The organism is Roseivirga seohaensis, from assembly GCF_001592945.1.
GTDB classification, from domain to species: domain Bacteria; phylum Bacteroidota; class Bacteroidia; order Cytophagales; family Cyclobacteriaceae; genus Roseivirga; species Roseivirga seohaensis.
This window is the reverse complement of sequence record NZ_LRPB01000048.1, coordinates 94,604-119,787: the sequence shown is the minus strand read 5'-3', so window position 1 is coordinate 119,787 and position 25,184 is coordinate 94,604. Positions and strand designations below refer to the sequence as shown.

Sequence of the window (25,184 nt, the reverse complement as noted above, 5' to 3'; positions counted from 1 at the left end):
TTTACTTCAATGCGTTTACATAAATAAGCATTTGGTCTGATAAGTTCTTCAAACCTGCACTTTTATTAATTTTAATCATCAGGTCATAAATGCCTTCACCTTGGTCTGAATGACAACCTACTTTCCAATTAGCCCTTGATTTTGTCAGCAAGGGTTTAATAGATGAATTAATATCGAAATCAAGATGAAATAAGTAGTCGAAAGGTTTTTCCATAAAAGATAGAACAGTTTCAGACTGAATCTTTCCGAATAAATTGAAATCAGCTCGGCTAAAGGTTGGGCTTTCTGTAGCCGGTTGAATTTTTTTTATAGGGTTGAAGCACAAAAAGTCAATGGACTTGTTTGAGCCTAATGAATTAGCGAACTCTTGAATAGATTTTTCCTTATGGCTGTCTTCCCAAGAATAAAGTAACCCTATGTGTTTCGACTCAGAAAAAAGTTTGAAGCTTTCTTGGGTATTATCATTTACGGTTGATGATTTTGCGAATAATGACATCAATTATTAATCATTTGAATGAATTCTTCTTCCGAAATTATTTTAATTCCGAGGGTGGTGGCTTTCTCTAATTTGGAAGGCCCCATTTTATCGCCAGCCACTAAGAAATCTAGTTTTTTACTGATTGAAGAAACTACTTTACCTCCATTGGCCTTAATCTTTTCTTGAAGTTCATCTCTAGAAAACTGGGTAAATACTCCAGAAATAACGAAAGTTTTACCTTCAAAAATATTGCTTTCGGGAGCCAAAACTTCAGATTGGTCTTTTTCGAGTTGAACCCCAGCTTCTTTTAATTTTTGAACGATTAGGATGTGCTCTTCATTCTGAAAAAACTCGATAACACTTTGGGCTATTCTGTCTCCAATTTCCTCTACCGCTATAAGGCTTTCAAAGCTTGCCTTTGCTAAGGTATCTATATTCTTAAAATGAGCTGCTAATTTTTCTGCAACAGTTTTGCCTACATAACGAATTCCTAAACCAAAAAGAACACGTTCAAATGGAACTTGCTTAGATGCTTCAATCGCCTTAATGATGTTCCCCGCAGATTTATCACGAAGACTTCTTACGGTATATTCACCTTTTTTATCTGAATAAATACGGAATTCAAGACCATTTAACTGATCAAAAGTCAGGCTGTACAAATCAGCGTAGTTACTGATTAAATTATTCTGAAGTAATCCTCTTATGGTTTCAGGGCCAAGTGAATCGATATCAACAGCTTTGCGCTGAATAAAATGTTCAATTCTCCCCAATACTTGCGGAGGACAGGCATCTGCATTTGGGCAATAATGGTTGGCTTCTCCTTCTTGCCTAACTAACGATGTTCCACATTCAGGACATTCCGTAATGTACGTAATTGGTTCACTATCAGGTTTTCGCAAGGCGAGATTAACAGCAGTTACTTTCGGGATTATTTCGCCACCTTTTTCTACAAAAACGGTATCCCCAATACGCAAATCTAGCCTTTCAATTTGATCGGCATTATGAAGCGAAGCTCTTTTTACCGTTGTGCCTGCTAAAAGTACCGGACTTAAATTAGCCACAGGTGTAACAGAACCTGTTCGTCCTACTTGATATGAAATGCTTTCTAAAACTGTGGCGGCACTTTCTGCTTTGTATTTGTATGAAATGGCCCAACGTGGACTTTTTGCCGTGAACCCCAATTGGTCTTGCTGGTTAAGATCGTTGACCTTGATAACTATGCCATCGGTTTCTACGGGTAGCGTATGCCTTTTTTCTTCCCATTCGTGAATATAAGCCAGTACTTCTTGAATGGAATGACACTTTTTATAGGTAGGCGATACATTAAAGCCCCAACTTTCAACAGCTGCCATACATTCTGAATGAGTTCTGTAGCCTAGGTTTTCGCCTAATAAGTAGTAGAGAAAACAGTCTAATCTACGTTGTGCTACTACGGAAGAGTCTTGCATTTTCAATGTTCCAGAAGCTGCATTCCTTGGATTGGCCAATAAATCTAAACCAATGTCTTCACGCTCTGCATTTACACGCTGAAATTCTTTAATAGGAAAGAATGCTTCGCCACGTACTTCAAACTCTGCCGGTACTGCGCCTTTTAATTTTAACGGAATGGAACGTATGGTTTTGGCGTTTGTAGTGATATCATCACCTTGAGTACCATCGCCTCTAGTAACCGCACGTTTTAATACCCCATTTTCATAAGTTAGGCTAAGAGCAACACCATCAAACTTGAGTTCACAGAAGTATTCATACTCCTGACCTTCCAAGCCTTTAGCTACTCGTTTATCAAATTCAATAAGGTCTTCTTCAGAGTAGGTATTGCCCAAAGAGAGCATTGGGTATTTGTGAACTACTGTGTCAAACTCTTTGGTAATTGTACCGCCAACTCGTTGAGTAGGAGAGTCTTCGGCCTTGAATTGAGGGAACTGGACCTCTAGGGCAGCAAGCTTGACCAAAAGTTGGTCAAAATCGAAATCTGAAATTTCAGAAGTGCTTTTTTGATAATACAAATCACTATGATAGTTGATTTGTTCTGTCAGTTGTTTGATTTGTTCTTGAGCTTGATCGGGTGTCATGGGTGTGTTTTTATAGATCATTCAAGGTTTTCTAAAGAATTGTTCAATTCCTCTTCTGTATTTTTTAAGCGCGATTTACAGTCTTTTATCAGCTGAGTTGCTTCTTTTACTAAACTCGATAAATCATCAATGTCGGGCTGTTGATTTTCAATAATGTCTACAATCGTTTCAATTCTTTCTAACGATTCTTTATAGGTCAATTTCTTCTTACTCATTGTTGGCTGATTTTACCGTACTCTTAATTCTGTGTTTAGCAGTTATGGTTTCTAATTCTTCTCCAGTTTTCACATCTTGTACTGCGGAAATAGGTTTTCCATTAATTAGTGTAATTGAATAACCTCGATTTAAAACCGATGCTGGGTCAAGTAATTTGAGCTGTTTTTCCAGCCCGTCCAATTTTTTTTCTGCTTCTTTTAGTCTTTGGTATTTAGCTTTCGCTAAGGGTAATTCAACGTTATCTACTTTCTTGTTTTCAACCCTAAAAAGATTTTTAACCGCGTAATTTAGCCTTAACTGTTTTTGGTTTAATGCATTTTCAGACTGATGCATTATTGCCTTCATCGAAGTTTTTAATGAATAACCCACGTTCATTATTTCGTAAGCCGAAACCTGTAGAAGGTGTTTTCCTGATTTCTCTAACCGATAGGCCATCTCGTTTAGGCTATCGTCATAACGTTCTATTCCAGAAATAAGGAATTCAGCCACAGCGGTAGGCGTTTTCATTTGAGTATGGGCTACTAAATCGGCTATCGTTTCATCTCGTTCATGACCAATTCCAGTAATCACAGGAAGGGGAAATTGTGCAATATGAGAAGCTAATTCATAGTCATCAAAACAATCTAGATCAACCTGAGATCCACCACCGCGAATAATTACCACTAAATCAAAAGCTTGTATTTCAGCATGAATTTGGTGTAAGGCCGATATTATAGCGCTTGGGGCTTGATCGCCCTGCATTAACGATTGAAAGAGTTTTGTTGTGAAAGAATAGCCTCTTGAGTTTTGTTCAATTTGATTTTTAAAATCACCATAACCAGCCGCAGTTTCGGAACTGATGATTGCGATGCATTGCGGAACGATAGGGAGTGTTAGTTCTTTGTTGATATCGAATACGCCTTCGTCTTGAAGCTTTTGAATTATTTCCTGACGTTTTCGGGCACGCTCTCCTAGAGTAAAGTTCGGGTCAATATCTTTAATATTCAGACTCATGCCGTACAGTTCGTGATACTGTACTTGAACATTTAGCAATACTTTTATTCCAGACTGCAACGAGGTTTTTGTAATGGACTCAAACCAAGCGCTAAGATTTCGGTAGGTATAAGCCCAAATGTTTGCTCTGATTTTGCTGGTTACATACTGACCTTCTTTATCTACCAACTCCATATAGCAATGGCCTTTTGGATTAAGCCTCATTTCGCTGATTTCAGCAATAACCCAATAGGAAGGTTCGAGATTTTTCTCGAGTTCTGATTTAATGAGGCTGGTTAACTCAAAAAGAGTGAGGTGAGTCATAACGCAAATTACATCAATGCCATTCTTGATCAAATGGGATTAAACAAAAAATCCTGCGTTAGCAGGATTTAAATTTTTCTGGGGTGTTATTGCTTTAGTTGCGATTACCACCTCGCTTAGGTTCTTCCTTATCATCGTGTTTCATACTACGATCAATTAGCGATCTTCTAAAATCGCTTTCAAAAGAAATCATTCTCCAAATTTGTCTTGAGTTTAAAACTTCACTGAATTTCTTCATGTAGGTTTTTTCTACATCTAACTCCGCTTGTTTTTGGTCTAAATAAATATCTAAAAGGGTATTAGCATCCTCTTCTTTCATGTTTCTAGAGTCTTCTGACTTTGCGAAAATTTCTCTTTTCTTTTGAATATACAGGTGCGATAGCTCAATTTTCTTACTATCGTATTCTGTAAATATTGGCCAGAATAATTTGGCTTGATCTACGCTCAAGTCTAAACGATTTGTTAAGAATGCGATTTTCGCTTTCTGAATTTTCTCTCTGTCTTGTGGGGGTCTGCCATTTTGAGCAAATGCCGTAAAGCAGAAGGTCAGTATGTATAATGTGAAAATAAATTTTTTCATGGTTATTACACTAGTAATCTAAATATTCAAAGTCGTAATCTAATTCTGGGTTTTCATTTAATGCAAAGCTATAGCTCGATGTTTCTTCCAGAATCATATTGTCAAGTATTGCATCTAAACCTTCAATAGATGAAAGGAGTTCATATTCGATGGCTTGGCGTTCTTCTAAATAGTTTATGATCGCCTCATCAGAAATTTCACTCAATAGTTCAGATTCACTTACTTCATTTTTTGGTATCGATAACAATGCTACCATTATAAGTATCACTGCAGCGGCCACTGATTTGAACCATGTGGTTTGGTACAGCGGAATAATTTTGGCTTCTGGTTTAACTTTTGAAAGAATTTCAGCGTTCAGCTTCTCAAAATAATTTTCTGGTGTTGTAAAAGCATTTCCCTTAAGATGCTCATTACCAAGAATTCCTTCCTCTTTAGTAATACTAGTCGCTGAAATTATTTTTTTATTTAGTTTGTCGAAGTAGCCATTGGGAACATTGAAAACACCTTTCTTAAGCTTTTCCTTATTAAGAAATTTATTCTTTTCGACATTAATTTCTTGATCAGTTTTTTCTTTCAGACTATCAAAATACCCCTCTGGAACTTCAAAAATATTGTTTTTGAGCTTAGGGTCTTTAAGTTTTTTATATGGAGTTTCGTCCGACATCGATGCTTTGATTATCAAAGGGTTATAAGGTTTAATCTTGAGCTAAATACTCCTCTATTTTTTTAACCGCCAAATGGTAATTTGCTTTGAGTCCGCCCACGCTAGTGCCAATAATTTCTGAAATGTCTTCATACTTCATGTCGTCAAAATATTTCATATTGAATACTAGCTTTTGCTTTTCGGGCAAGGTTAGAATTGCCTTTTGAAGTTTGATTTGAATCTCATCTCCGTCAATATATGAACCGCTAGTTAATTTGTTTTCTAAATCATGATTGACATCGTCAATTGACCAAGCTTGTTTTCTTTGCCTTTTCTTTAAAAAAGTAAGTGCTTCGTTTGTGGCTATTCTGTAAATCCAAGTATATAATTGAGAGGCTTCTCTGAATCCTTCAAGATTTTTAAAAACCTTAATAAACACCTCTTGCACTACATCATCGGTGTCATCATGGTCAATTAGAATCTTTCGAATATGCCAATAAATGCGTTGTTGGTACCTATCTATAAGTACATTAAAAGCTTTATTTCGTGTGGCTGGATTTTTAAAATCCTCTATGATTTGATGATCGTCCAAAAAGAATGTGTTGTTTAGGCTGTTAGATGCTCTGAATGTGGATTGGTTTAGTTGAAAGTTAATTGGTTTTAATCAAATTAAAAACTTTGAACCACTTAGAGGTATATGCTGTTTGGTTTTCGTTCTTTATATTTAACATTAAGTATATAATTCACATACAGTGGGGTTAGAAGAAGATATTAAGCAAGGCCGAAAGTTTACGAATGAGTATGAAAAACTTATAGTAAACCTGATTTATACTAACAGCTGGATTTCAGAGCAACAGCTTAATATTTTTAAACCCTTCGGTATTTCTTCTGCTCAGTATAATGTGTTAAGAATTTTGCGAGGCCATTATCCTAAACCGTGCACCATCAATACAATTATAGATCGAATGATTGATAGGATGTCTAACGCTTCTCGTATCGTAGATAGGCTCGAGGCTAAAGCGCTTGTGGTGAGAGAGGTGAGCGAAACTGATAGACGAGCAAAAGATGTGCTCATTACTCAAAAAGGGCTCGACTTACTCGATGAAGTAGAGATACAATCTAAACATTGGATGGACAGGTTTAAGAAGATTGAAGAGGAGAGAGTAAAAGAAGCTAATATTTTACTGGATGAATTGCGGTCTATGCAGGATTAGGAAAAACGTAAATACCAATTCTGTGCCGTTGGTATGTATTATTTTACTATCTAACAATTTCTGTATTAAACCTTTAAAAGCTTTTTTAATCTTACTCTCTTAAAAACTATTTTAACTATGAAAAACTCTCTTAAAGCTAGTACACTACTTTTTGCTTTTCTTATCATTTCCGTTTCATTCAAGAGTAAACCAGAGGCTCCATTAACACAAGCGATAAACGAGCAAGAAGGGATTACATTTCCGGAAAATATTCAAGTAATTATAGATGCGAAGTGTATGAATTGCCACAAGCCTGATGCACGAAACGAAAAAGCAAAGGAAAAGCTTCAGTGGGAAAAGGTGGCAAAAATGAACAAGGAAGAACAATCTCACTTTATTGCAGAGATGTTTGAAGTATTAGAAGAAGGTAAAATGCCTCCTCCAAGAATGGTGGAACGAAATCCTGACATGAAATTGACAGATGATGAGACCAAGGCGTTATTGACTTGGATGGAAGCTGAAGAGAAAAGAATTAAAGGGAAATAACTTAATTTAGGTACATAAAAAAGCCTTTCACTCGTAAGAATGAAAGGCTTTTTCTATGGAATACTTTGGATTTAAATTTCTCTTATGAAATCCATTAAGCCTGAATTTTTCCCTTTAGGTCGTACAATCATCATTGGAATGTTGTTGTTGATTTGAATGAGTTGCTCGGCTCTGCTTCCAATAAATAAAGCGGTAGTGGCTGTTCTTCCTTTAACACCTATGATAATTGTAGTAGGTTTATGTTCATTGGCAAAGTCAATAATGTCATTTACCGGGTCGTCATTGGTATCTAACGAATACACCACTTCAATGTCGCAGCCTTCATGGTCAATACCAGCCATGAATTTTTTATAATCCCTTTCTGCATTTGCTCGCATTACTTCAGCAAACTCTTCGTAAGTTTTACCAGAGTAATGGTATCCACCTGGTACGGTATATACATTTTGACAAATGATCTTTATATCGTTGTCGTACTTTCTTGAAATACCAATTGCTTCTTCCATTGCAATTCTAGAATGCTCAGAGAAGTCGCAAGGCACGTGAATCAGGTTTAAATTAGAGCCAGAGTTTTCAGGGATAATGAAAAGTGCACAATCGGCTCTACGCGCTAGGCGATTAGATAAAATTCCACCGCCAACAAAATCTTTATGGCGTCCCATCATAATTAAGTCGATACCGTTCTTTTCGACAAATTTCAGGATGGCCTTAGCTGGTGAGCCTTCTTTAATATGTACCTCACTGATTCCAACGAGTTTTTCGGGAAGAGAAGAAGATACCAAGTCCTGGATCATTTTTCTTCTTTCCTCGATGGATTTAACCTTTATTTCAGGAAAGCTTTTTAAAACTTCCTCCGGAATTTTCATTTCACTAATACTATTAAAGAAATGAATTTCTTTGGTCTCGTGTGCGGTGGCAATTACCTCAATAAACTTGAGGAGCGTTTTGTCAACATCGCTGGTGTCCATCAACACCAAAATTTTCTCTCTTTTGGGCATAGTTATAATATAAACCTAAGGGCAAAATTAAAGATATAAAAGATAGATATACCCATGAATATAGTCAAAATTTAAACAGATTCTAATACGTTTTTTTATGAGCGACTTAAAGCTTCATTCCATTTATGGTATCATAGAGTAATTCTATCAATTCTTTTGAATGTGTTGGGAACGAAGCGATTCTGATTTGTTTTCCTTTATAGTCGCCATAACCATTTCCCACCACAAAACCTTTGGATGTAAGTTCATCAATCCATTCTTGAGATGGGGTGGATGTATTGGCAACTATTACCGTTTTAGACCTTAGCTTTTCATCTGAAACAAAATGATTAAAAGAAGGATGATCGGTAACCAATTTTTGTAAAAGCAACCCTTTATAGGCACTTTCTCTTCTAATCATATCAATGCCTTTATTCAGCATGTCGGTAGTTACTTTCATCAACAAATAAATGTTGAGCACATTAATGGTGTAGGTGGTTTGGAACTTACTTCCGTTTTTAAGTAGGTTCGGTAGTGTTTGGTATGTGCCTATTGAGTGTCCATCGGCTTCTTTCTTTAAAGCCTTTTCAATGCAACGGTTATTTACAATCCATACACCTAAACCTGCAGGCAACCCAAAGCACTTTTGTACCGAAAAATAGGCACTATCAATTTGCGCGAAATCAATGTCAATCACCGGAAATGCAGAAACGCCATCAATGGCAATAATTGCTTCGGGATGTGACTTTCTTACTTTATAGATTTCTTCTACAGGAAAAGTAACTCCAGTACTGGTTTCGTTCAGCGCAAAACTGATCAATTCGCTGTCTTGAGGAATATTTTCTGGGTTTACTTCGGGAATGGTTCCAAACTTGGATTCACTTTTTAAAGCTTGTTTTCCTAGACTTTTAGAAAACTCATAGAATCGGTTAGAGAAAGCACCATTGCAGAAGTGATAAGATTTATCTACCACCAAGTTTTGAATTTGTCGTTCCCAAATTTCTGTAGCTGAACTAAGAAAGAAGACATGATAGCCTTCAGGAATATTCATCAAGCTCTTTAGGTTTTCTACAGCATGTTGATAATAGGCGGCTGCTTGTTTGCTTCTATGATTCACCTCCATCACTTGCTCTTTAACGGCTTGTTTCAGGTGTTCTTCTACGGTAAAATAAAGGGCAGATGGCCCTGGGGTAAAGTAAATTTTTCTAGCCATTGTGTTCTTCCTTTTTTAGCAATTCCAACTGTCGGTAGTAGTGGTTACGTACAAACAGAAAATAAAATGCTAACGGAAGCAAAAGTATTAAGCCACAGATGAAAAACATCGTGTCGATGCCATAATATTCTGCAACATAACCTAGGGCTATTGAGCCTGCGCCAATTCCTAAGTCAACAGCGGAAAAGAAAGTAGCATTTGCAGCTCCTCGTCTTTCAATAGGAACAATGTTTAAGGCCATGGTTTGAACAGTAGGCATAATCAATCCATTGCCCATACCTACTAAAACGCCACACATCATAAATGGCCAGAAGGTTTCTGTGTATTTGAGCCAAATCAACCCAATAATAGTAACCACCAAACCAATAACTACAATGCCCGTAGGGCCTTTTCTATCCATTACTTTGCCTACCAATAGTCTGGCTACAGCTACTCCAATGGCCATGAAAATGAAAAATAATGCACCTTGTTTTAGACCAAGTTCATCACTGTAAATTCTGATAAAAGAAATGATGGCGGCATAGGGAAAAGCTCCCATAAACATTACTGCTGCGATACGATTTACACGGCTATCAAACATTTTTTTAATGCTAAGTTTCGTTTCTCCTGTTTTAATATTCGGCACTTTAATAATTAATGCAAGCACAAGGGAAGCAAAGCACACCGCAAACGAAATGTTAAATAGGTTGGTGAAATTGCCTTGCCCCATAATTTGGTCGCCAGCGTAAGGCGCAAAAGCAATAGAGAAGGTCATTGCAAGCCCGAAGTAACCGATTCCTTCGCCTCTTTTGTTTTCAGGAATAAGATCAGCAGCTATTGTGCTTCCACTAGTTGTAATCGTTCCCCAAGTAAAACCATGGAATACTCGTAGTATTAATAGGATGAAGAAGGTAGAGGATAAGTGATAGAGCGCAAAGAGTAAAGTGAAAATGCCCAATGCCCAAAGATAAACTGACCGCCTGCCGTAAGCATCTAACGCATAACCGCAAAAAGGGCGAATGATTAAGGCCGATAAAGCATATACTCCAATAATGTAGCCTACTTGATTTTTATTAGCTCCTAATGCATCTACGGCATATACAGGTAGGGTAGGCAACAGAAAATAGAACGCTGTTGCCATTAAGAAATAGGAAATAAAATGGAGTACGAAATCTCTGGTTAAAATCTTATCGGTCTGCAAAAGCTAAATCTCTTTATGGATAATTGCCTTAAAGGCATTTGACAAAACAAAGAATAAATTATCACGAATGAAAACCGAAAGTTTCTCAAACGCATTTTTTATTGTTTGTTAGGGTATGACGTAAAATTAGAGGTTTGGGTAACAGCCAATAAAAAGGAATAGTTTTAGTTTTTATGGAACAATTGGCTTCGTAGCTTTGTATGTATATTCCCTAAGGGGCTCGGACAAATTTTTGAACTTTACAAGTTAAACTAAAATTCCGGGTGATTCTCGCACAAAACAAGGCCTCACCTTGTTCCGTTTTTCGGCACAAGGCCTCGTTCGAAAGAGCAGGATAACAGTGGACTGTTGCGGGCAAAGGGATAGCCCAAATCCTGTCTATTAAGGAGGTTCAAAAACCTCCGAGTTCTAAAGGGTTTATGAAAAGCTCCGATTTATCGGGGCTTTTTGCTTTTTACCAAGACCAGTTTTTTGAAATCACTTCGCCTTAAAAAATAAATAAGTGGCATGAAACTGCATCATACCACTTATTGCTTTGACCTTATTCTGAAATTCTAACTAATTTTTGCCTTCTGCTTGACCTTTAATAATCGCTCTAGCTTTATCATAAGTTACTCCTGTGCCTACTGCGCTTGGTTCGTAAAAGTAAACCCCTTCAGCTACGGAGTTAATACTGGAAGTCAGCTTCTTTACATCAATATCTTTCTTTAGTTGGTCTATGCTAATGCTTCCTTTAGAAAATTGATCGATCTGGCTTTTGTTGACTGAGATACGAACAGATTTTGGAAGTGTGCTTTTACTGAAAAACGTACTGAAATTCAAGTTGAGAATGATCACCTCATCGCTTTTTACACTACGTAAAGTACGCCCGTAAGTAATTAGGCTTTCTTTTGCCATTTCAATCAAATCATCGAAAGACTCTTCAATTTTATTGAGTTGCTCTTCTTCTTTCTTTTTCTCCTCTGTGTCTTCTTTGACAACTTCTGCTCGTTGAGTGCTATAAAAAGCTATTCGGGCATTTGTTCCCCCTGTATTGTATGATAAACCTATGTTGTACATTAATCCAAAACCTTCAAAATAGGTATAGCTGGTATTGCTTGTTTTTCTATAGGTTCCGTCAAAAGTAGATTGAAATAGGTCGTCTAGAATGCCTGCCATAATTTTAGTGTCAGACGATTCCTTTGTTTCATCGTCCATTACCTTGGTAGTTATCTTGCCTTTGGCGGCTTCAAAAGAAAGCTTTCCACTCAATACATCTTTTAAATCTTTAAACTGAATGGAAGATGAGATACGCTTTGTATTTGATCCACCTCTAGTATTTAAAAACACAATATTTTCGCCTTGATTCGCCTTTCTGCTATTTTCACTAATGGGCGAATATTTTACATTCAGCATAATTTGCTCGTTGTCTTTTAAATCAGAAAGAATACTGCCATAGTTGAGTAAGAATTCTTTAGAGAGTTCTTTGAGTTCGTTTTCTCTTTCTTTGTTAGATTGATCTATATTGACTTCTTCTGTGTCGGTTTCCTTTTTCTCTTTGGTTGATTTTACATCTAAATTCGTACTTTGAGCAAAAATCACTCTTCCAAATAGACCATCATTTCCAACATTGAAAATTACCCCTTTGCCTGGAATATGAATGCCCTTTATATCTCCGGTAGATGATGTGTAAAAGGGGCTGTCTGAGTTTCGAAACATATCACTCAACACGTTTTGAAGAATGATAATGTCGCGCTCCATTTTAGGAAGTTTAGATAAGTCTTGGTCTCGGGAAGGAAACCCGCTCACCACTGTTGACCCAGTAGTGCTAACGAACTGTTGTGCATTTAATGAGCCGCCAAACATCATTAGAGATGCTAAGGCGAGTGCTTTGATTGTTGTTTTCATTTTCATGATTTTGATATTTTGAGTGTTATTTTTTTTTCGATTTTGATTCTGTTTGATAATTGACTTTCGTTGATTTCTCCTTTACTGAAAGCCGCTATGTCGCTCATTTTCCAAACTGCTTCTAACATGTATGTTCGCTTTGCTGATTTCGGAGAAGGAGGGAGTTCTTTTCCATCTACTTTTATTTTGCTGTCTTCAATGTGAAAAACAAACCTGAATTCTTCATTTGGTTTTAGCTGAGGTAGATAAGAATAGAAATCCCTGATAAATTTCTTGGTAGCCTCTTCTAATCGTTTTTGTTGAAGGCTGATGATTTCATCGGTGTAAAATGTGTCGAGTACCTCGTAATCATTTTTGCCGAATCTGGCCGATGCCGTAGCTATATAGATGTTTGCATTATAAGCTTCAAAGTGAATCTCAACGCCTTTGCCGTCTTTATAATCCGCTTCACTTTCTTTTATGTTATTCAATAGCACTGCATCGTCATAATGTTTGAGGAAGTTTTCAAAAGTGACTCTAGTAATTTCTAAGTCTCTTTTGATTGGGCTCAAGCCATTTTGTTGTAGTTGGGCTTGTGCGTTTATGCTTACCACCAGACCAAGGAGGTAAATCAGATATTTTGAGTTTTTGACCATTTTACTTTTTGTTTGGGTTGTTTGCGGCTATGATATTCACTTTTTCAGAAAGGGTTAATATTGCATCTTCAATGTCTAGTTGCTTGTTGATGGTGGCATCTTCAAGGTTGGTAAATGCGGCTTGAATGTTTCTTAAATCTTCGATGCGCTGACTTTCCCAATTGTTTGAAAAGGCCACAACAATTTCTCTTAGCATATCTCGATAATCGCCTCCGAGTTTATCATTCAGCGAAGCCATTTGATACATCAAATCATTTTTTTCTTGCTCAAATACCTTTTTGATTACTTCTTCTGAACTCATATTGGCCTGTAGAACTTGCATTTCATTACCGATACTGTCTTGCACAGATTTCAAACTGGTTTGCATATAATCGAGCATCAATTGGCGATCATTATTTACAATATCAGCGACTTGTTGCTCTGTGAGCCCGTTTTGGATATCGCCAAAAGCCATTTGAAGCCCATCATCGTTATACTGAATTGAAAAACCAGAAGCCCAACCTGCGGTAATAACGAGCAGAATTGTAGCGGCTACAGCCACATACTTCCTCCAGTAGAGCCATTCACTATTCGTTTGCGGCATCATAAAAGGAATAGACTCGGGTTCTTCATCATTCAAATCGGCCATCACCATTCTGGTGGCTTCAAGCCCTTGCAGTTCTTCTTTTGCCTCAGGATGAGATTTCATATAATCATCGATCTGAGCTTTTTTCTCTGGACTGATCTCATCGTAGAGATAATCCATAAGATCTTCGTTTGTTGGTTTATAGCTCATAATGAATTGTTTCTTGGTTAATGTTCCATTGGGCCAAAAGCTTTTTTAAGGAACCTAGTGCATAATACAAGCGAGATTTAACTGTGTTTTCCGAAATGTCCATCGCCTCGGCAATCTCTCTTATTTTCAGCCCCTCATATTCTTTCATAATCACTACCAGTCGTTGTTCTTCTGGTAATTCGGCCAAGGCTTTTTTCAATACTTCTTTTAATTCCATACTGCCGAATTCCTTTTCTGGGTCACTATTCCTGTCTGTCGATTTGGTGTTATGAATAAACTCCTGATCGGTTTTCGACTGAACTTTCATAAAAGGAAAAACCCATTTTGCCTTTTGTCTTCGGGCTTCTTCATGACAGTAATTGGAAGCAATCCTATAGAGCCAAGGTTTAAACCTGCGTTCATCTTGTAAGGATTTCAGGTTCTTGTTCATGCTGATAAAGGTTTTCTGAGTCACCTCCATTGCTTGATCATGGTCGCCAAAATATTTTAGGGCGAAGTTGTAAATACGCTTATACCATTGTTTCACCAGTTGGTTCAGCGCAATAGCATCCCCCTGTTTTGCAGCGGTAATCAAGAAGTTGGTTTGTGGCATCAGGTTGATTTCCTTCATTGGATTATCGTGTTCCTGAATTTATGATGAAATAAGCTTTTAAAAAGTTTGAAGGAAGTTAAAGAATCCTTCGGACTTCAAAGCTACTACATAAGGAGTCATCACTTCAATGTATTGAATTTTACTATAGAACATCTTTTTTGAGGTAAAATGTCGATTCCAGTATTATGACCTAGATCATGTTTAAAGGTGTCTAAAGTCACGACCTGCCTTGATACACATCAATCAAAAAGGGTAATTAGTTTTTGACCTTTGTATTGTTACCAAAACCTAGAGCTATGAAGGTTAACACTACAATAAAATTCACAATAAGATTAATGCTCATTATGCTTATGACAATGTCATATAGTGTTCTGAGCGCACAAGAACAATACAGTTTGGTGAAATCCAATCAGAAATTTACGGTGAAGGGTACTTCATCATTGCACGATTGGCATATGGAGGCTACTGACGGCCAAGGTGAGTGTGTATTGACGCAGACTAACGGAATTATCAATATTCAAAAAGCTGAAGTAAAGTTTAGGGCTGAAGCCTTAGAGAGTGGAAAAAGAGGAATGGATAAAAATGCTTATAAGGCCCTCAAAACAGAAGATTTTCCTTGGATTGAATTTAAACTCTCGGCTTTTGAAGCAAAACAAGCAGGTAAAGGCCTTGTTAAGGGAGATCTGACTATTGCCGGATTTACCAAGCCAGTCACTTTTGAAGTTGAGACTGTTCAAGGAACAGGCACAATTACAGTATCAGGCACTTCAGCTTTTAAACTGACAGATTTTAAAATTGATCCTCCTACAGCATTGATGGGAACAATTAAAACCGGTGACGATGTCATTGTTGAATTCAATCTAACATTCAAAAACCAAAAACAATAAAGCCATGAAGAATTTTAAAACGACATTTCTAGCACTGTTTTTATTGAGCAGTGTAGCGAGTTTTGCTCAAGTAGATTTGCGCTCACCTTTACAGTTTAGGAGAGATGCAGGAAAGAAAGGCATAAACGTATTTGAAACCTCAAAAGCAGATACCGTAATTTTTGAAGGAATTAATGTAAGAGTAGGGGGTGATTTTGCACTTCAATTTCAGGGCTTGAGTCATGAAAACTCTATTGTTGGTGATCCGCTGGTTGATTTAGCTTCCAATTTTAGTTTACCAACCGCTAACCTGAACCTTGATGTTCAACTAGCAGATGGTATGCGCTTACATTTAAGAACCTATTTATCATCACGTCACCATACTGAATCTTATGTAAAAGGTGGATATCTACAGATGGATAAACTCGATTTTATCAAAGAAGGATTTCTTTCAGAATTAATGGAAATCGCAACCATTCGTGTAGGTATGGATCAGATCAATTACGGAGATGCACAATTCAGAAGATCGGATAATGCCATGACTATTTACAATCCATTTGTGAGTAACTATATTATGGATGCCTTTACTACTGAACCTTTCTTTGAAGTAACATTACAGCCATCTGATTTTATTTTAGTTGCTGGTGTAACCAATGGTAGATTAAATCAAAGCCCAGTAAAAGGTGATGACGGCATGGTTGTGTACAGTAAAGTAGGTTGGGACAAACAAATGAATGACGACCTAAGATTGAGATTGACAGGTTCATTATATTCAAGTTCAGACAAAAGTACCCGTGACTATATCTACGGTGGCGACAGAGCCGGAGGTAGATACTATAGCACTTTGGCCACAGTAGCTAACGGTGGTTCAGATTTCGACCCAAGATTTAACCCAGGTTTTGGTTCTCAAACAGCCATTCAGTTTAACCCATTTGTTAAGTTTAAAGGATTAGAGTTTTTTGGAGTAATGGAGTTTGTAAATAACGGCAACGATGCAGTTGGAGGTAGCTTTACTCAGGTTGGCTTAGAAGGGCTTTATAGATTTGGAATGAACGAGCAATGGTACTTTGGCGGGCGCTATAATAATGTAAGTGGTGAGAAAAGCGATTTGGCAAGCACAAACGAAATTAGCCGAATGAATCTTGGTGGAGGCTGGTTTATGACTAACAACGTTTTGGTGAAACTAGAATATGTTAATCAAGAGTACTCTGGTGCTGGTTTTGCCAACAGCCGATTCCAAGATGGTAAGTTTAATGGAGTTGTTTTGGAAGCCGCAATTAGCTTCTAGTGAATTAACAATGATTGGATTTCACTTTTAAAAACATAAGCTTTAAGCTGAATGCAGAAACTGATCATCATAATATTTTTAGGACTGTTTTCTTCAATAACACTTACCGGACAAGAGTATTTGGTAGTGATGAGGAAGACAGTCCTTATTAAAGGAAAAACCTCTTTCGGGAGGTTTTCTTGCACTTACCAAAATGAGCATGATCAAGATACTGTTAGCTTTTCAAAAGTACCAAATGCAGAATCTTTAATGGATTTATCTATTCCTGTGGCCTCTTTTGATTGTGGGAATAGAATGTTGGATAGAGACTTTGGGAAAACATTAAAATCTGATGAATTCCCACACATCGAAGTAAAGCTTGATGATTTTAAACGAATTGGTCAACAGTACTTTGGGGATATATGGATCATGCTCACCGGTAAAAAAATGAAAATGGAGCATATTCCTTTTGACATTAATAAAGATGAAGAAGGGGAGTTTCTGTTCTCTGAAATCACCATTTCTTTAGATCATTTCGATTTAAGCCCTCCTAAAAAGCTCTTTGGCTTAATCAAGGTGCAAGACGAACTGATCATTGAATTGAGTTTGAAGTTGTAAAGAATTGTTCTCAACTTCTTTAATCTTCACTTTTTTAGCTTTCTACTGGTTGATAAACAATGAAATCGTAATAAAGAGAAATTGGCTCATTTTTCTCATTTTTTAAGCATTTTCTCCACCTTCTTCTCAAACAATTCAACCCATTTGGTATACATTTTACCCGAAGGGTGGAGGTCATCGTTTGCGATAAGTTCTGGGTGAGATTTCGCCATTCTGGAAATAGGGGTAATGTTGTAGTAGGCTACTCCATATTTCTTAGCAATATTCTTACTGACTTTGTTATAAGCATCCAGTTCCTTTTTTATTTGCTCTTCTTTGGCTGCTCCAAAGGGTGTTTTTCCGTAATCTGGAATTGATACTACAAAAACATTCTCCTTTTTTCCTCCCGCATATTTTATAGCGATCTGAAGAAGTTCTTCAAATTCAGGAGCAAAGCTTTCTACCGATTTTCCTTGGTATTGGTTATTCACTCCGATTAATAGTGATACTAAATCATAGCTTTCCAAAAGTTCGTTATCTGCTTCAATGGCGGACTTTAGGTTATCGGTTCTCCAGCCTGTTTTGGCAATGATTTTTGGGTCTTTCATTGGAATCCCCTCATGGACCAAGCGTGCTGCAAGTTGCATAGGCCAGCGTTCCGATTCAGCCACGCTTTCACCAATGGTATAAGAATCGCCAAGTGCTAAATAGGTTTTAGCAGCGGTTTGGTGATCAGTTTTTTGAGCAGTTAATGAGTTCATGCTTAAAAGGGTAATGAAAATAACTAACAATGCTAATAGAGGAAGCCTTTGTTTCATAATGTTTATTTTTCAATAAAATTAAGAAAACTAACGACTACACCAACTCTCGTAAGTCTACAGGCACAACTCTAGAAACCCCTTGCTCAATCATAGTGATGCCATAAATTACATCAGTGCTGATCATCGTTCTCTTGTTGTGGGTTACTATAATGAATTGAGAATCAGCTGAGAATTTTTTAATGATCTCGTTGAATTTATCAATATTGGCGTCATCCAACGGAGCATCTACTTCATCGAAAATACAGAATGGAGCTGGTTTGAGCAGGTAAATGGAAAATAATAGTGCTGTCGCAGTTAGTGTTTTTTCGCCCCCCGAAAGCTGATTAATACTCAAAGGTCGCTTTCCTTTTGGTTTGGCCATAATCTCAATAGCCGATTCTAACGGATTACTTGGATCCACCAGTTTCAGCTCACAATCATCTTCATCGGTAAATAAAGACCTAAAAACTTTGATGAAGTTATCTCTGATTTGACCAAATGCCGAAAGAAAGGTTTCTCTAGCTACTGTGTCAATTTCATCGATGGTTTGCATTAGCGAGCCTTTTGCCTCAATTAAATCATTTTTCTGAACAGTGATAAAATCGTAGCGTTCTTTGATTTCTTCGTAGGCTTCCATTGCCATAGGGTTGATCGGGCCTATGCGTTCAATTTTGTCTTTTACTTTTTGAACCAAAGCCTGAAGTTCTTCCACTGGTGTGTGGTCTTCCTCTTCAACCTCTTCTTTCAGAAGAGCATTCAAGTCGATGTTGAATTCTACAGACAATCGCTCTTTTACAGCACTGAGTTCAACTTTGGTTTCATTCAATTTAGATTGAAACTCCATTAAAATAGTATCGGCTTGCTCGCGCTTTTGGCGCAATTCACGTAAGGTTTTATCCGACACATCAATGTTGCCGCGCTGGGCATAATATTCCTTTTCCGATTCGTTTACCCCTTTTTCGATGCTCTCTTTTTCATCGTAAAGCCCTATGAGTTCATCATCATTGCTTTCGGTGGTATCGATCAAACGCTTGATTTCTGTTTCGTTTCTCTCTAATTCTACCTGATTCTTTTCAATTCTTGACTTACTTCCGTCATAGGCAGTTTGCTTGTAGTCAATCTCTTGGGTAACAGACTGAAGTTTATTCTGTTTTTGATGGAATTGGATGTTTATTTCGTTGTATTTCTGCGACTTTTCTGAAAGTAGTTCGTTTTCTTTTTTGGCCGTAACCTCTAGCTCACCAATGCCTTGTTGTAGCGCTATATAGCTTCTTTCAGCATCTTTTACTTCTGGTCTTAACTCAAGTAAATCAGCAGAAATATTATCAATGTTTCGGGTAATGTCCTCTCTTCGGTTGGCGTTGCTACTTAACATCTGACCAAGCTGTTCCTTTCTGGTTTTAACCGAAATGAACTCTTCGTTTACCTGACTATATTCTTTTTGTAGGCTGTCTATTTCAGTTCTGTAACTGCTCGACTTTAAATGGGCCAGCTCTTTCTGTTTTTCATCAAGCCTTTCCTTAACCTCTGCAATTTGAGTTTCTAGCTCTTTAATTGTCTTTTGAAGCTTTTCTAAGTTCTTAGCGCGACCAATTCTTTTGCCCTCAAAAAGTCCCACAGAACCGCCAGAAATGCTGAATTTACGCTTAGTGTATTTGCCACTTTCGGTAATGAAAACAGCATCTTCATCAATAGGGATTTCGCCAGGCCCACCAGCAATGACGAATACATTTTCCAGAATAAAACTGATCAAACGCTTATATCTCGGTTCGTATTCCACAATCTCTGTGGCTGGAACGGCATTTTGATAGAGTTTCGCTTGAGGGGCTTCGTACCTGTCAAAAGCATCGAGAACGAAGAAGTTTGCTTTGCCTTTTGCGGCATCACTTAAAATATTCACGGCCTCAAAAGCCTGCCTTTCATTGTCTACAATATAGTAGTTCATGTAAGGCTCTAAGTAATTCTCTATTGTAATTCGGTAGCGATCGTCACAGGTAAGAATATCGGAAAGGAGTGGGGCATTTTTGCTCCAACTGGCTTTCTTTTTTAAGAATTTTATGGCTTCCGGAAAACCTTCAAGATTTTCAACCAAGCTTTTGGTTAGGTTATACTCGTTGCGCTGCGAATCGAGTTTACGGCTCAGTTTCGTTAATTTCTCACGAACTACATTGATTGTTTCTTCTGTACTTTCAATAGAAGTGCGCTGCTTTTCCTCCTGATTTTTCTTCGCTTCAAGGTCTTTTTTCTTTTGCTCAAGAATTACCCCTATTTCCTCTAGTTTGGAATCAAAGGATTCAAGATTGGCAGATTGCTCGGAAGTATCTGAGGTAGTTTTTTCTAATTCTCTATTCAAGGTTTGGAGCTGAATTTCCTTGATTTCAATCTCCTTCTTAAGGTTATAAAGGGTCTCGCGCTTTTCGTTAAAGGCCTTACTTTTTTGGTCAAAACTGGCTTGTGCTTCTTGAGCCGCAGTGCGTTGTGCTTCAAAGGCAGCTTTTAAGCTTTCTATTTGAGAAGTGGCTGCTTTTAAATCTTTTTCGGCAACTTCTTTCTCGTTTTTTAAGCTTTCTAAACTGAAAGCCGCACGCTCATTACTTTTTTTATCTGCTTCTAATTGCTCTCGAAGATTGTCGCTTTTGTCTTGAAGAAAGGTGAGCCTTTCATTTTTGATTTTTCTGTCGCTTTCAAACTGACGGATTTTATTTACGTGCTCGTTCAGGGTTCGTTGGCGGGTAGAAAGTAGCTTTTCTTTCACAATAAGGTCGGCCTTCCCTTTTTCGATGGCCGCCTCTTGTGTTGACATCATTTGATTGATCTCAACTTTTTTATCGTTCAGTTGCTGAATTTCTTTTTCAAGCGACTTTAGTTTATTGTTCTGTGTTTCTACCGTTTTTCGAGTAAGTCGAACACTTAAGTTTTTATACTCTTCTTTATACTCGTAGTATTTTATGGCTTGTTTGGCCTGCTTTTCTAATGACTTGAGGTTCTTTTCGATCTCAAAAAGTAAATCCTCTACCCGGTCTAAATCGTCATCGGTGTCTTTAAGCTTTTTAAGTGTTTCCCTTTTTCTCTTCTTGAATTTTGAAATCCCAGCCGCTTCCTCGAAAAGGTCTCTTCGAGAGTTTTCCTTATCGTTCAAAAGGTCATCGACCATTTTAAGCTCGATAATCGCATAACTGTTCGATGCGATGCCAGTATCCATGAACAATTCATTGATGTCTTTGAGTCGGCAGCTAACCCCATTTAAAAGGTACTCGCTTTCGCCAGACCTGTAGTAGCGTCTGGTGATGGTTACTTCTGTATATTCTGTAGGAAGGAGGTTCTTAGTGTTTTTGAAGCTCAATGAAACTTCGGCCAGTTGAGTAGGCTTTCTTTTCTTAGTTCCGTTGAAGATGATGTTCTCCATTTTTTCGGAACGCAGCATCCTTGTTTTTTGCTCGCCCAATACCCAACGGATTGCATCCACAACATTTGATTTGCCACAACCGTTTGGGCCAACAATACCAGTAATACCTTCATCAAAATTGATGACTATGCGATCACCAAAACTTTTAAAGCCCTTGATTTCTAATTTTGTAAGCTGCATTGAGTGAGGATTGCGAAAAATCGACCTTAGTAAGCAAAATTAGAATTAATTCTTAGATTTGCTAATAGCATGGAATTTGACTCAGGAAACTTACTCTATATCGCTTTTGCTATTCTTTACTTTGTTTTTACAGCAAAAAAGAAAGGCCAAAAGAAAAATGCAGGTGAATCGTCTTCAGCACCAGAGAGGAGAGGAGATACCGTGGGGCCAGTCCCTAGTAATCAACAACCTACTTTTGAAGAATTGCTTGAGCAGTTTACTGGTCAACGTAAAGTAAAAGAAGAGCCTAAACCATTTATTGCCGAAGAACCAACAACTCGTGTGATTGAAGAGGTTAAGCCAGCTCAATCAAGAAAATCTATTTATTCCGAAGCAAATAAGATTTACGGTACTAAAAAACGCACAGAAAGCCCAGTAGTTGTATTTCACGAACCCGAAGAGGAAGATGTGGAAAGAACGGATTATGCCGCATTAATTGGCGATACAGACGGTGCTCGAAAGGCCTTTGTAATGGGTGAAATTTTTAACCGAAAGTATTAAGAAGCTTTAAAAGTTACGGGTATTTCAATTTTAGTTGGAATAGCAAATCCACCTTTAACTCCTGGCGACCACTTTGGTGATTTTTTGATAGCATTCAATACCTGATTATCAAAATCTCTTCCTATTCCTTCTTCTAACTTTACATCCTTGATTTCACCCAATTCATTTACAATAAACGAAACACTCACTTCTCCTTCCAATCGCCCTTGGGGTTTGGTTTGGGGGTATTTAATGTTTTCAAGTAAATAGTCTTTCCAGTCATTAAATCCGTTTTTTGGGGTTGGTTTTAAATCCTTTTCTCCAAAGCTGGCATAAACATAAGCTGATTCAGAAATAGTTACCGATTCGGTTTTTAAATCAGCCTCACATGAGAAAATAAAGAATAGCAGAGCTACTACCGGAATTGGAATCAATAATTTGAACCAATTGATTTTCCGTTGAGTAGTAATCATATTTACCCTCTTCAGAGTTTTGCTTTTAGCAAAGAAGCTTCCTTGCGGAATTCCCATTTTTTGAAATACTAGTTTTACGAGAAGCCTAGTGTAAGCCACTTGTCCATTGGCTTTTACAGCTGTTCTGTCTGCTTCATATTCGTGTATTTCTTCGATTAAATTTCTATACAAGTAGATAAATGGATTGAACCAGAAAAACACTTTAAGAACTTCCATTAACATTATGTCATAAGAGTGCCTTTGCTTAATATGCACTTTCTCATGATCCAATATTTGCTTTTGTTCAGCTTCAGAAAGGTTTTGACTATCGTCCCACATCAGGTATTTAAAGAACGCGAAAGTAGGCATTGAACCTTCCGTCTTTACCATAAAGTAACCATCTTTAAATCGGGTATTGTGTCTTTTATACCATAGAAATTCCCTGAAAGATCTCATCTGAATAAATAGCCTTAAAGCTAAAGCAATCATTCCAATCATATAAGCAAGAATAACTGTTTCCCACCATCTTAAGAAGGGTTTTTCAGAATTTGCTGTTACGGTAACGGAGTAAAAACCCTTCGGTTCTATTATAGGCTCTTTGCTCACTTCATTGCTCACATTGTGCAATGAATTTAATACACTTGGAGTGTTTTCAGGGTTATACCCCACTTTAAGTAATGGAAATGATAAAGATATAAGTATGGCTGCCAATAGATAAAATCTATTGTATTGGAAGCTGCTCTCTTTTCTCAAAACAAAATGATAAAGCAAGTAAAATACTGCCAAACATGTGGCAGTTTCTAATGCATATAGAAGCGCATTATTTAGCGAATCTAACAATACTAAAGCGGGGTGTTTTGACATAACCTAGAGCTTAGTCTTCTTTTAAATCTTCTCCAACATGTTTTGCTAGCGACTCAAATTCTTTGATATCCATGTCATTTTCTTGTGCGAAAAATGATACCAACTTTTGAAAGGAGCCCCCAAAGTAGCCTCCAATAAAGTTTTTAAGATAGAAGTTGCTGTAGCTTGTTTTGTCTACCAAAGGAAAGTATTCATGAGTCTTACCGTAAGCCTTATAACCTACAAAGCCTTTTTTCTCTAAAATTCTAATAATTGTTGACACAGTATTGTAGGCAGGTTTTGGTTCTGGCATTTTTGAAAGCACATCTTTCACGAAGCCTCTCTCAATCTGCCATAGTATTTGCATTACCTGCTCTTCTGCTTTCGTTAATTCTTTCATAATCTGTAAATTAAAACACTCGAGTAATTCTAATATCAATAATAAAACTATTGCACTAGTTTTCCAACTAATGCAATAGTTTTTTGGTTCTAAAATATAGTCTTAAGAAATTATTGGGTAAAAGCGTATGAGATTAGGTTTGCGCCCATACGTAAGGCCTGAAGCCTAATAGATTCGGGATCATTATAAATACGCTGATCTTCCCAGCCGTTGCCTAAATCGCTTTCATAAGAATAATAGCACACCAATCTGCCTTCATATATTAAGCCGAAGCCTTGGGGCGATTTACCATCATGTTCATGGATTTTGGGAATGCCTTTGTCGAATTTAAATTTTTGATTGTATACAGGGTGGTCGTGAGGTAGCTCTATAAATTCTAATTCAGGGAAAACCTTTTTCATCTCTAACCTCACAAACTGATCTAAACCATAATTATCGTCAATGTGAAGAAAGCCGCCAGCGGTAAGGTAGTTTCTTAGGTTTTCAGCTTCTTGACTAGAGAATACAACATTGCCGTGGCCTGTCATATAAATAAACGGGTATTCAAATAAGCTGGGGTTTCCAATTTCTACCACAGCATCTTGGGTGTCTATATTTGTTTTTAGATTTTCATTACAGAAAGTAGCCAAGTTGGGTAGGGCTGTTTTGTTTGCATACCAATCACCTCCGCCATTATATTTTAATTTAGCAATTTTGACTTTGGCTTGTTGAGCAGAAGCTAGTACACTAAAAAAAAGGAAGGCGAGAGAAAAAAGAATTCGGTTGGCTTTCATAAGTTCGACTAAGCTTATTTTCTTTAAGAGAACATATTAGGGAAAATTCTAAATGAAATAAAGAAAGCGGGTTATAATTGAACCAACTTTTATACAAGAACGCTATATTCTCAACGAAGTTTACTCCAATAGAAGCAAATGAGATTTTCTAACATCGATTTAGTTGTTAATCAGCTGAGGGCTCGTCTAGAATTGCCGCTACCGGGAAGAGAGGCTCAAATAAGAATGGCGCCTACACCAATAGACGAGAATCGCTTTAAAGAAATCGCTAATAGACCTGCAAGACCTGGAGGCGTGATGGTATTGATTTATCCTAAAAATGGAGAGTTGTATTTACCACTGATGAAGCGACCAGGTTATAATGGAGCTCATGGCGGGCAGGTTAGTTTTCCGGGTGGAAAGGCAGAAAAGCAGGATTTGAGTTTAATAGAGACGGCTTTACGAGAAACAGAGGAAGAAATTGGCGTAAGGGCCAAAGAGGTTTCGGTTATTGGGCAATTGTCTGAGTTGTTTATTATTGCTAGCAATTTTAAGGTGTTACCAACAGTTGGCGTGGTTAATTATACCCCTAAATTCATTCCTGACCCTTATGAGGTAGAGGCGGTTTTAGAGGTGCCAATCTCTCAATTTTATGACATGAATAAAAGAGGGGTAGAAGAAATGAGATTTGGTAAGTATGTTATTCAGTCGCCTTATTTTAATGTGGATGGACATTTAGTTTGGGGCGCTACCGCTATGATGTTAAGTGAGTTGCTAGCAGTTATCGATGATGTGGAGCTCGGTTTGTTAAATCCTTAGTAT

General features: G+C 37.4%; 26 protein-coding genes. 7 read left to right on the top strand and 19 right to left on the bottom strand.

All coding sequences use genetic code 11. The features are described from left to right. Nucleotide 1 precedes the first annotated feature (1 nt). From AWW67_RS15050 to AWW67_RS15020, 7 genes are all read right to left on the bottom strand, one after another. Nucleotides 2–496 carry a DUF6913 domain-containing protein gene (locus AWW67_RS15050; RefSeq protein WP_062302741.1) on the bottom strand — a complete coding sequence of 165 codons (495 nt, stop codon included), beginning with the start codon at nucleotides 494–496 and terminating at the stop codon, nucleotides 2–4. Next, nucleotides 496–2,550 carry an NAD-dependent DNA ligase LigA gene (gene ligA, locus AWW67_RS15045; protein ID WP_062303162.1) on the bottom strand — a complete coding sequence of 685 codons (2,055 nt, stop codon included), beginning with the start codon at nucleotides 2,548–2,550 and terminating at the stop codon, nucleotides 496–498. The genes AWW67_RS15050 and ligA overlap by 1 nt, the downstream gene beginning before the upstream one ends. A gap of 17 nt (nucleotides 2,551–2,567) precedes the next feature. Next, nucleotides 2,568–2,765, bottom strand: coding sequence for an exodeoxyribonuclease VII small subunit (gene xseB, locus AWW67_RS15040; protein ID WP_053224352.1), 198 nt, complete (start codon nucleotides 2,763–2,765; stop codon nucleotides 2,568–2,570). After that, nucleotides 2,758–4,062 carry an exodeoxyribonuclease VII large subunit gene (gene xseA, locus AWW67_RS15035; RefSeq protein WP_062302739.1) on the bottom strand — a complete coding sequence of 435 codons (1,305 nt, stop codon included), beginning with the start codon at nucleotides 4,060–4,062 and terminating at the stop codon, nucleotides 2,758–2,760. The genes xseB and xseA overlap by 8 nt, the downstream gene beginning before the upstream one ends. 94 nt (nucleotides 4,063–4,156) lie before the next feature. Then, nucleotides 4,157–4,642 carry a hypothetical protein gene (locus tag AWW67_RS15030; protein WP_062302738.1) on the bottom strand — a complete coding sequence of 162 codons (486 nt, stop codon included), beginning with the start codon at nucleotides 4,640–4,642 and terminating at the stop codon, nucleotides 4,157–4,159. Nucleotides 4,643–4,652: 10 nt separating this feature from the next. After that, nucleotides 4,653–5,306 carry a hypothetical protein gene (locus AWW67_RS15025; protein WP_062302737.1) on the bottom strand — a complete coding sequence of 218 codons (654 nt, stop codon included), beginning with the start codon at nucleotides 5,304–5,306 and terminating at the stop codon, nucleotides 4,653–4,655. A 31-nt stretch (nucleotides 5,307–5,337) separates the two neighbouring features. Continuing rightward, complete coding sequence (locus tag AWW67_RS15020) at nucleotides 5,338–5,877, bottom strand: RNA polymerase sigma factor (protein WP_053224348.1); 540 nt, start codon at nucleotides 5,875–5,877, stop codon at nucleotides 5,338–5,340. Between the two features lie 160 nt (nucleotides 5,878–6,037). Here AWW67_RS15020 and AWW67_RS15015 point away from each other — a divergent pair, with 160 nt between their 5' ends. Together AWW67_RS15015 and AWW67_RS15010 are read left to right on the top strand one after the other, a co-directional pair. After that, nucleotides 6,038–6,499: a MarR family winged helix-turn-helix transcriptional regulator gene (locus AWW67_RS15015; protein WP_053224347.1), complete on the top strand. Its 462-nt coding sequence runs from the start codon at nucleotides 6,038–6,040 to the stop codon at nucleotides 6,497–6,499. Between the two features lie 117 nt (nucleotides 6,500–6,616). Next, nucleotides 6,617–7,024 carry a heme-binding domain-containing protein gene (locus AWW67_RS15010; protein WP_053224346.1) on the top strand — a complete coding sequence of 136 codons (408 nt, stop codon included), beginning with the start codon at nucleotides 6,617–6,619 and terminating at the stop codon, nucleotides 7,022–7,024. 71 nt (nucleotides 7,025–7,095) lie between these two features. Here AWW67_RS15010 and AWW67_RS15005 read toward each other — a convergent pair whose 3' ends face one another. The 7 genes from AWW67_RS15005 to AWW67_RS14975 form a co-directional block, all read right to left on the bottom strand. Further along, entirely contained in the window at nucleotides 7,096–8,019 is a 924-nt protein-coding gene (locus tag AWW67_RS15005) for a universal stress protein (RefSeq protein WP_062302735.1), read from the bottom strand. A 106-nt stretch (nucleotides 8,020–8,125) separates the two neighbouring features. Then, nucleotides 8,126–9,211 carry an aminotransferase class V-fold PLP-dependent enzyme gene (locus tag AWW67_RS15000; RefSeq protein WP_062302734.1) on the bottom strand — a complete coding sequence of 362 codons (1,086 nt, stop codon included), beginning with the start codon at nucleotides 9,209–9,211 and terminating at the stop codon, nucleotides 8,126–8,128. Then, nucleotides 9,204–10,391, bottom strand: a complete 1,188-nt coding sequence (locus AWW67_RS14995) for an MFS transporter (RefSeq protein ID WP_071387152.1) — start codon at nucleotides 10,389–10,391, stop codon at nucleotides 9,204–9,206. Before AWW67_RS14995 ends, AWW67_RS15000 begins: the two co-directional genes overlap by 8 nt. Before the next feature lie 558 nt (nucleotides 10,392–10,949). Continuing rightward, the gene (locus AWW67_RS14990; protein WP_141655473.1) at nucleotides 10,950–12,278 is read right to left on the bottom strand and encodes a hypothetical protein; all 1,329 of its coding nucleotides are present in this window, start codon (nucleotides 12,276–12,278) and stop codon (nucleotides 10,950–10,952) included. A 2-nt stretch (nucleotides 12,279–12,280) separates the two neighbouring features. Further along, entirely contained in the window at nucleotides 12,281–12,913 is a 633-nt protein-coding gene (locus AWW67_RS14985) for a hypothetical protein (RefSeq protein WP_141655472.1), read from the bottom strand. 1 nt (nucleotide 12,914) lies between these two features. Further along, complete coding sequence (locus AWW67_RS14980) at nucleotides 12,915–13,658, bottom strand: anti-sigma factor (protein ID WP_141655471.1); 744 nt, start codon at nucleotides 13,656–13,658, stop codon at nucleotides 12,915–12,917. A 19-nt stretch (nucleotides 13,659–13,677) separates the two neighbouring features. Further along, nucleotides 13,678–14,298 carry an RNA polymerase sigma factor gene (locus AWW67_RS14975; protein WP_245620823.1) on the bottom strand — a complete coding sequence of 207 codons (621 nt, stop codon included), beginning with the start codon at nucleotides 14,296–14,298 and terminating at the stop codon, nucleotides 13,678–13,680. A gap of 278 nt (nucleotides 14,299–14,576) precedes the next feature. On the opposite strand from AWW67_RS14975, the gene AWW67_RS14970 reads away from it, so the two are divergent. From AWW67_RS14970 to AWW67_RS14960, 3 genes are read left to right on the top strand one after another with little or no spacing between them, the layout of a single operon-like run. Beyond that, the gene (locus AWW67_RS14970; protein ID WP_062302727.1) at nucleotides 14,577–15,167 is read left to right on the top strand and encodes a YceI family protein; all 591 of its coding nucleotides are present in this window, start codon (nucleotides 14,577–14,579) and stop codon (nucleotides 15,165–15,167) included. Between the two features lie 4 nt (nucleotides 15,168–15,171). Then, nucleotides 15,172–16,434: a hypothetical protein gene (locus AWW67_RS14965; protein ID WP_053224338.1), complete on the top strand. Its 1,263-nt coding sequence runs from the start codon at nucleotides 15,172–15,174 to the stop codon at nucleotides 16,432–16,434. 51 nt (nucleotides 16,435–16,485) lie between these two features. After that, the gene (locus tag AWW67_RS14960; protein ID WP_062302725.1) at nucleotides 16,486–17,031 is read left to right on the top strand and encodes a YceI family protein; all 546 of its coding nucleotides are present in this window, start codon (nucleotides 16,486–16,488) and stop codon (nucleotides 17,029–17,031) included. A gap of 95 nt (nucleotides 17,032–17,126) precedes the next feature. Here AWW67_RS14960 and AWW67_RS14955 read toward each other — a convergent pair whose 3' ends face one another. Both AWW67_RS14955 and smc read right to left on the bottom strand, forming a co-directional pair. Then, nucleotides 17,127–17,771 carry an SGNH/GDSL hydrolase family protein gene (locus AWW67_RS14955; protein ID WP_062303161.1) on the bottom strand — a complete coding sequence of 215 codons (645 nt, stop codon included), beginning with the start codon at nucleotides 17,769–17,771 and terminating at the stop codon, nucleotides 17,127–17,129. Between the two features lie 94 nt (nucleotides 17,772–17,865). Continuing rightward, nucleotides 17,866–21,396 carry a chromosome segregation protein SMC gene (gene smc / locus AWW67_RS14950; protein WP_062302724.1) on the bottom strand — a complete coding sequence of 1,177 codons (3,531 nt, stop codon included), beginning with the start codon at nucleotides 21,394–21,396 and terminating at the stop codon, nucleotides 17,866–17,868. Nucleotides 21,397–21,465: 69 nt separating this feature from the next. On the opposite strand from smc, the gene AWW67_RS14945 reads away from it, so the two are divergent. Continuing rightward, a complete protein-coding gene (locus AWW67_RS14945; protein WP_062302723.1) occupies nucleotides 21,466–21,936 on the top strand; it encodes a hypothetical protein in 471 nt (156 codons plus the stop codon). Here AWW67_RS14945 and AWW67_RS14940 read toward each other — a convergent pair. The 3 genes from AWW67_RS14940 to AWW67_RS14930 form a co-directional block, all read right to left on the bottom strand. Continuing rightward, complete coding sequence (locus AWW67_RS14940) at nucleotides 21,933–23,231, bottom strand: M56 family metallopeptidase (protein ID WP_062302721.1); 1,299 nt, start codon at nucleotides 23,229–23,231, stop codon at nucleotides 21,933–21,935. The genes AWW67_RS14945 and AWW67_RS14940 overlap by 4 nt on opposite strands. Nucleotides 23,232–23,241: 10 nt before the next feature. Continuing rightward, nucleotides 23,242–23,610, bottom strand: a complete 369-nt coding sequence (locus AWW67_RS14935) for a BlaI/MecI/CopY family transcriptional regulator (protein ID WP_053224333.1) — start codon at nucleotides 23,608–23,610, stop codon at nucleotides 23,242–23,244. A 110-nt stretch (nucleotides 23,611–23,720) separates the two neighbouring features. After that, nucleotides 23,721–24,383, bottom strand: a complete 663-nt coding sequence (locus tag AWW67_RS14930; protein ID WP_062302720.1) for a DUF4159 domain-containing protein — start codon at nucleotides 24,381–24,383, stop codon at nucleotides 23,721–23,723. A gap of 138 nt (nucleotides 24,384–24,521) precedes the next feature. Between AWW67_RS14930 and AWW67_RS14925 the strand changes: the two genes are divergently transcribed. After that, nucleotides 24,522–25,181, top strand: coding sequence for an NUDIX hydrolase (locus AWW67_RS14925; protein ID WP_053224331.1), 660 nt, complete (start codon nucleotides 24,522–24,524; stop codon nucleotides 25,179–25,181). Nucleotides 25,182–25,184 lie beyond the last annotated feature (3 nt).

Excerpts from the sequence above, each read along its gene's own strand:
- AWW67_RS15050 (WP_062302741.1), bottom strand. The coding sequence starts at position 496 with ATGTCATTATTCGCAAAATCATCAACCGTAAATGATAATACCCAAGAA.
- ligA (WP_062303162.1), bottom strand. The coding sequence starts at position 2,550 with ATGACACCCGATCAAGCTCAAGAACAAATCAAACAACTGACAGAACAA.
- xseB (WP_053224352.1), bottom strand. The coding sequence starts at position 2,765 with ATGAGTAAGAAGAAATTGACCTATAAAGAATCGTTAGAAAGAATTGAA.
- xseA (WP_062302739.1), bottom strand. The coding sequence starts at position 4,062 with ATGACTCACCTCACTCTTTTTGAGTTAACCAGCCTCATTAAATCAGAA.
- AWW67_RS15030 (WP_062302738.1), bottom strand. The coding sequence starts at position 4,642 with ATGAAAAAATTTATTTTCACATTATACATACTGACCTTCTGCTTTACG.
- AWW67_RS15025 (WP_062302737.1), bottom strand. The coding sequence starts at position 5,306 with ATGTCGGACGAAACTCCATATAAAAAACTTAAAGACCCTAAGCTCAAA.
- AWW67_RS15010 (WP_053224346.1), top strand. The coding sequence starts at position 6,617 with ATGAAAAACTCTCTTAAAGCTAGTACACTACTTTTTGCTTTTCTTATC.
- AWW67_RS15005 (WP_062302735.1), bottom strand. The coding sequence starts at position 8,019 with ATGCCCAAAAGAGAGAAAATTTTGGTGTTGATGGACACCAGCGATGTT.
- AWW67_RS15000 (WP_062302734.1), bottom strand. The coding sequence starts at position 9,211 with ATGGCTAGAAAAATTTACTTTACCCCAGGGCCATCTGCCCTTTATTTT.
- AWW67_RS14990 (WP_141655473.1), bottom strand. The coding sequence starts at position 12,278 with ATGAAAACAACAATCAAAGCACTCGCCTTAGCATCTCTAATGATGTTT.
- AWW67_RS14985 (WP_141655472.1), bottom strand. The coding sequence starts at position 12,913 with ATGGTCAAAAACTCAAAATATCTGATTTACCTCCTTGGTCTGGTGGTA.
- AWW67_RS14980 (WP_141655471.1), bottom strand. The coding sequence starts at position 13,658 with ATGGATTATCTCTACGATGAGATCAGTCCAGAGAAAAAAGCTCAGATC.
- AWW67_RS14975 (WP_245620823.1), bottom strand. The coding sequence starts at position 14,298 with ATGAAGGAAATCAACCTGATGCCACAAACCAACTTCTTGATTACCGCT.
- AWW67_RS14970 (WP_062302727.1), top strand. The coding sequence starts at position 14,577 with ATGAAGGTTAACACTACAATAAAATTCACAATAAGATTAATGCTCATT.
- AWW67_RS14965 (WP_053224338.1), top strand. The coding sequence starts at position 15,172 with ATGAAGAATTTTAAAACGACATTTCTAGCACTGTTTTTATTGAGCAGT.
- AWW67_RS14960 (WP_062302725.1), top strand. The coding sequence starts at position 16,486 with ATGCAGAAACTGATCATCATAATATTTTTAGGACTGTTTTCTTCAATA.
- AWW67_RS14955 (WP_062303161.1), bottom strand. The coding sequence starts at position 17,771 with ATGAACTCATTAACTGCTCAAAAAACTGATCACCAAACCGCTGCTAAA.
- smc (WP_062302724.1), bottom strand. The coding sequence starts at position 21,396 with ATGCAGCTTACAAAATTAGAAATCAAGGGCTTTAAAAGTTTTGGTGAT.
- AWW67_RS14945 (WP_062302723.1), top strand. The coding sequence starts at position 21,466 with ATGGAATTTGACTCAGGAAACTTACTCTATATCGCTTTTGCTATTCTT.
- AWW67_RS14940 (WP_062302721.1), bottom strand. The coding sequence starts at position 23,231 with ATGTCAAAACACCCCGCTTTAGTATTGTTAGATTCGCTAAATAATGCG.
- AWW67_RS14935 (WP_053224333.1), bottom strand. The coding sequence starts at position 23,610 with ATGAAAGAATTAACGAAAGCAGAAGAGCAGGTAATGCAAATACTATGG.
- AWW67_RS14930 (WP_062302720.1), bottom strand. The coding sequence starts at position 24,383 with ATGAAAGCCAACCGAATTCTTTTTTCTCTCGCCTTCCTTTTTTTTAGT.
- AWW67_RS14925 (WP_053224331.1), top strand. The coding sequence starts at position 24,522 with ATGAGATTTTCTAACATCGATTTAGTTGTTAATCAGCTGAGGGCTCGT.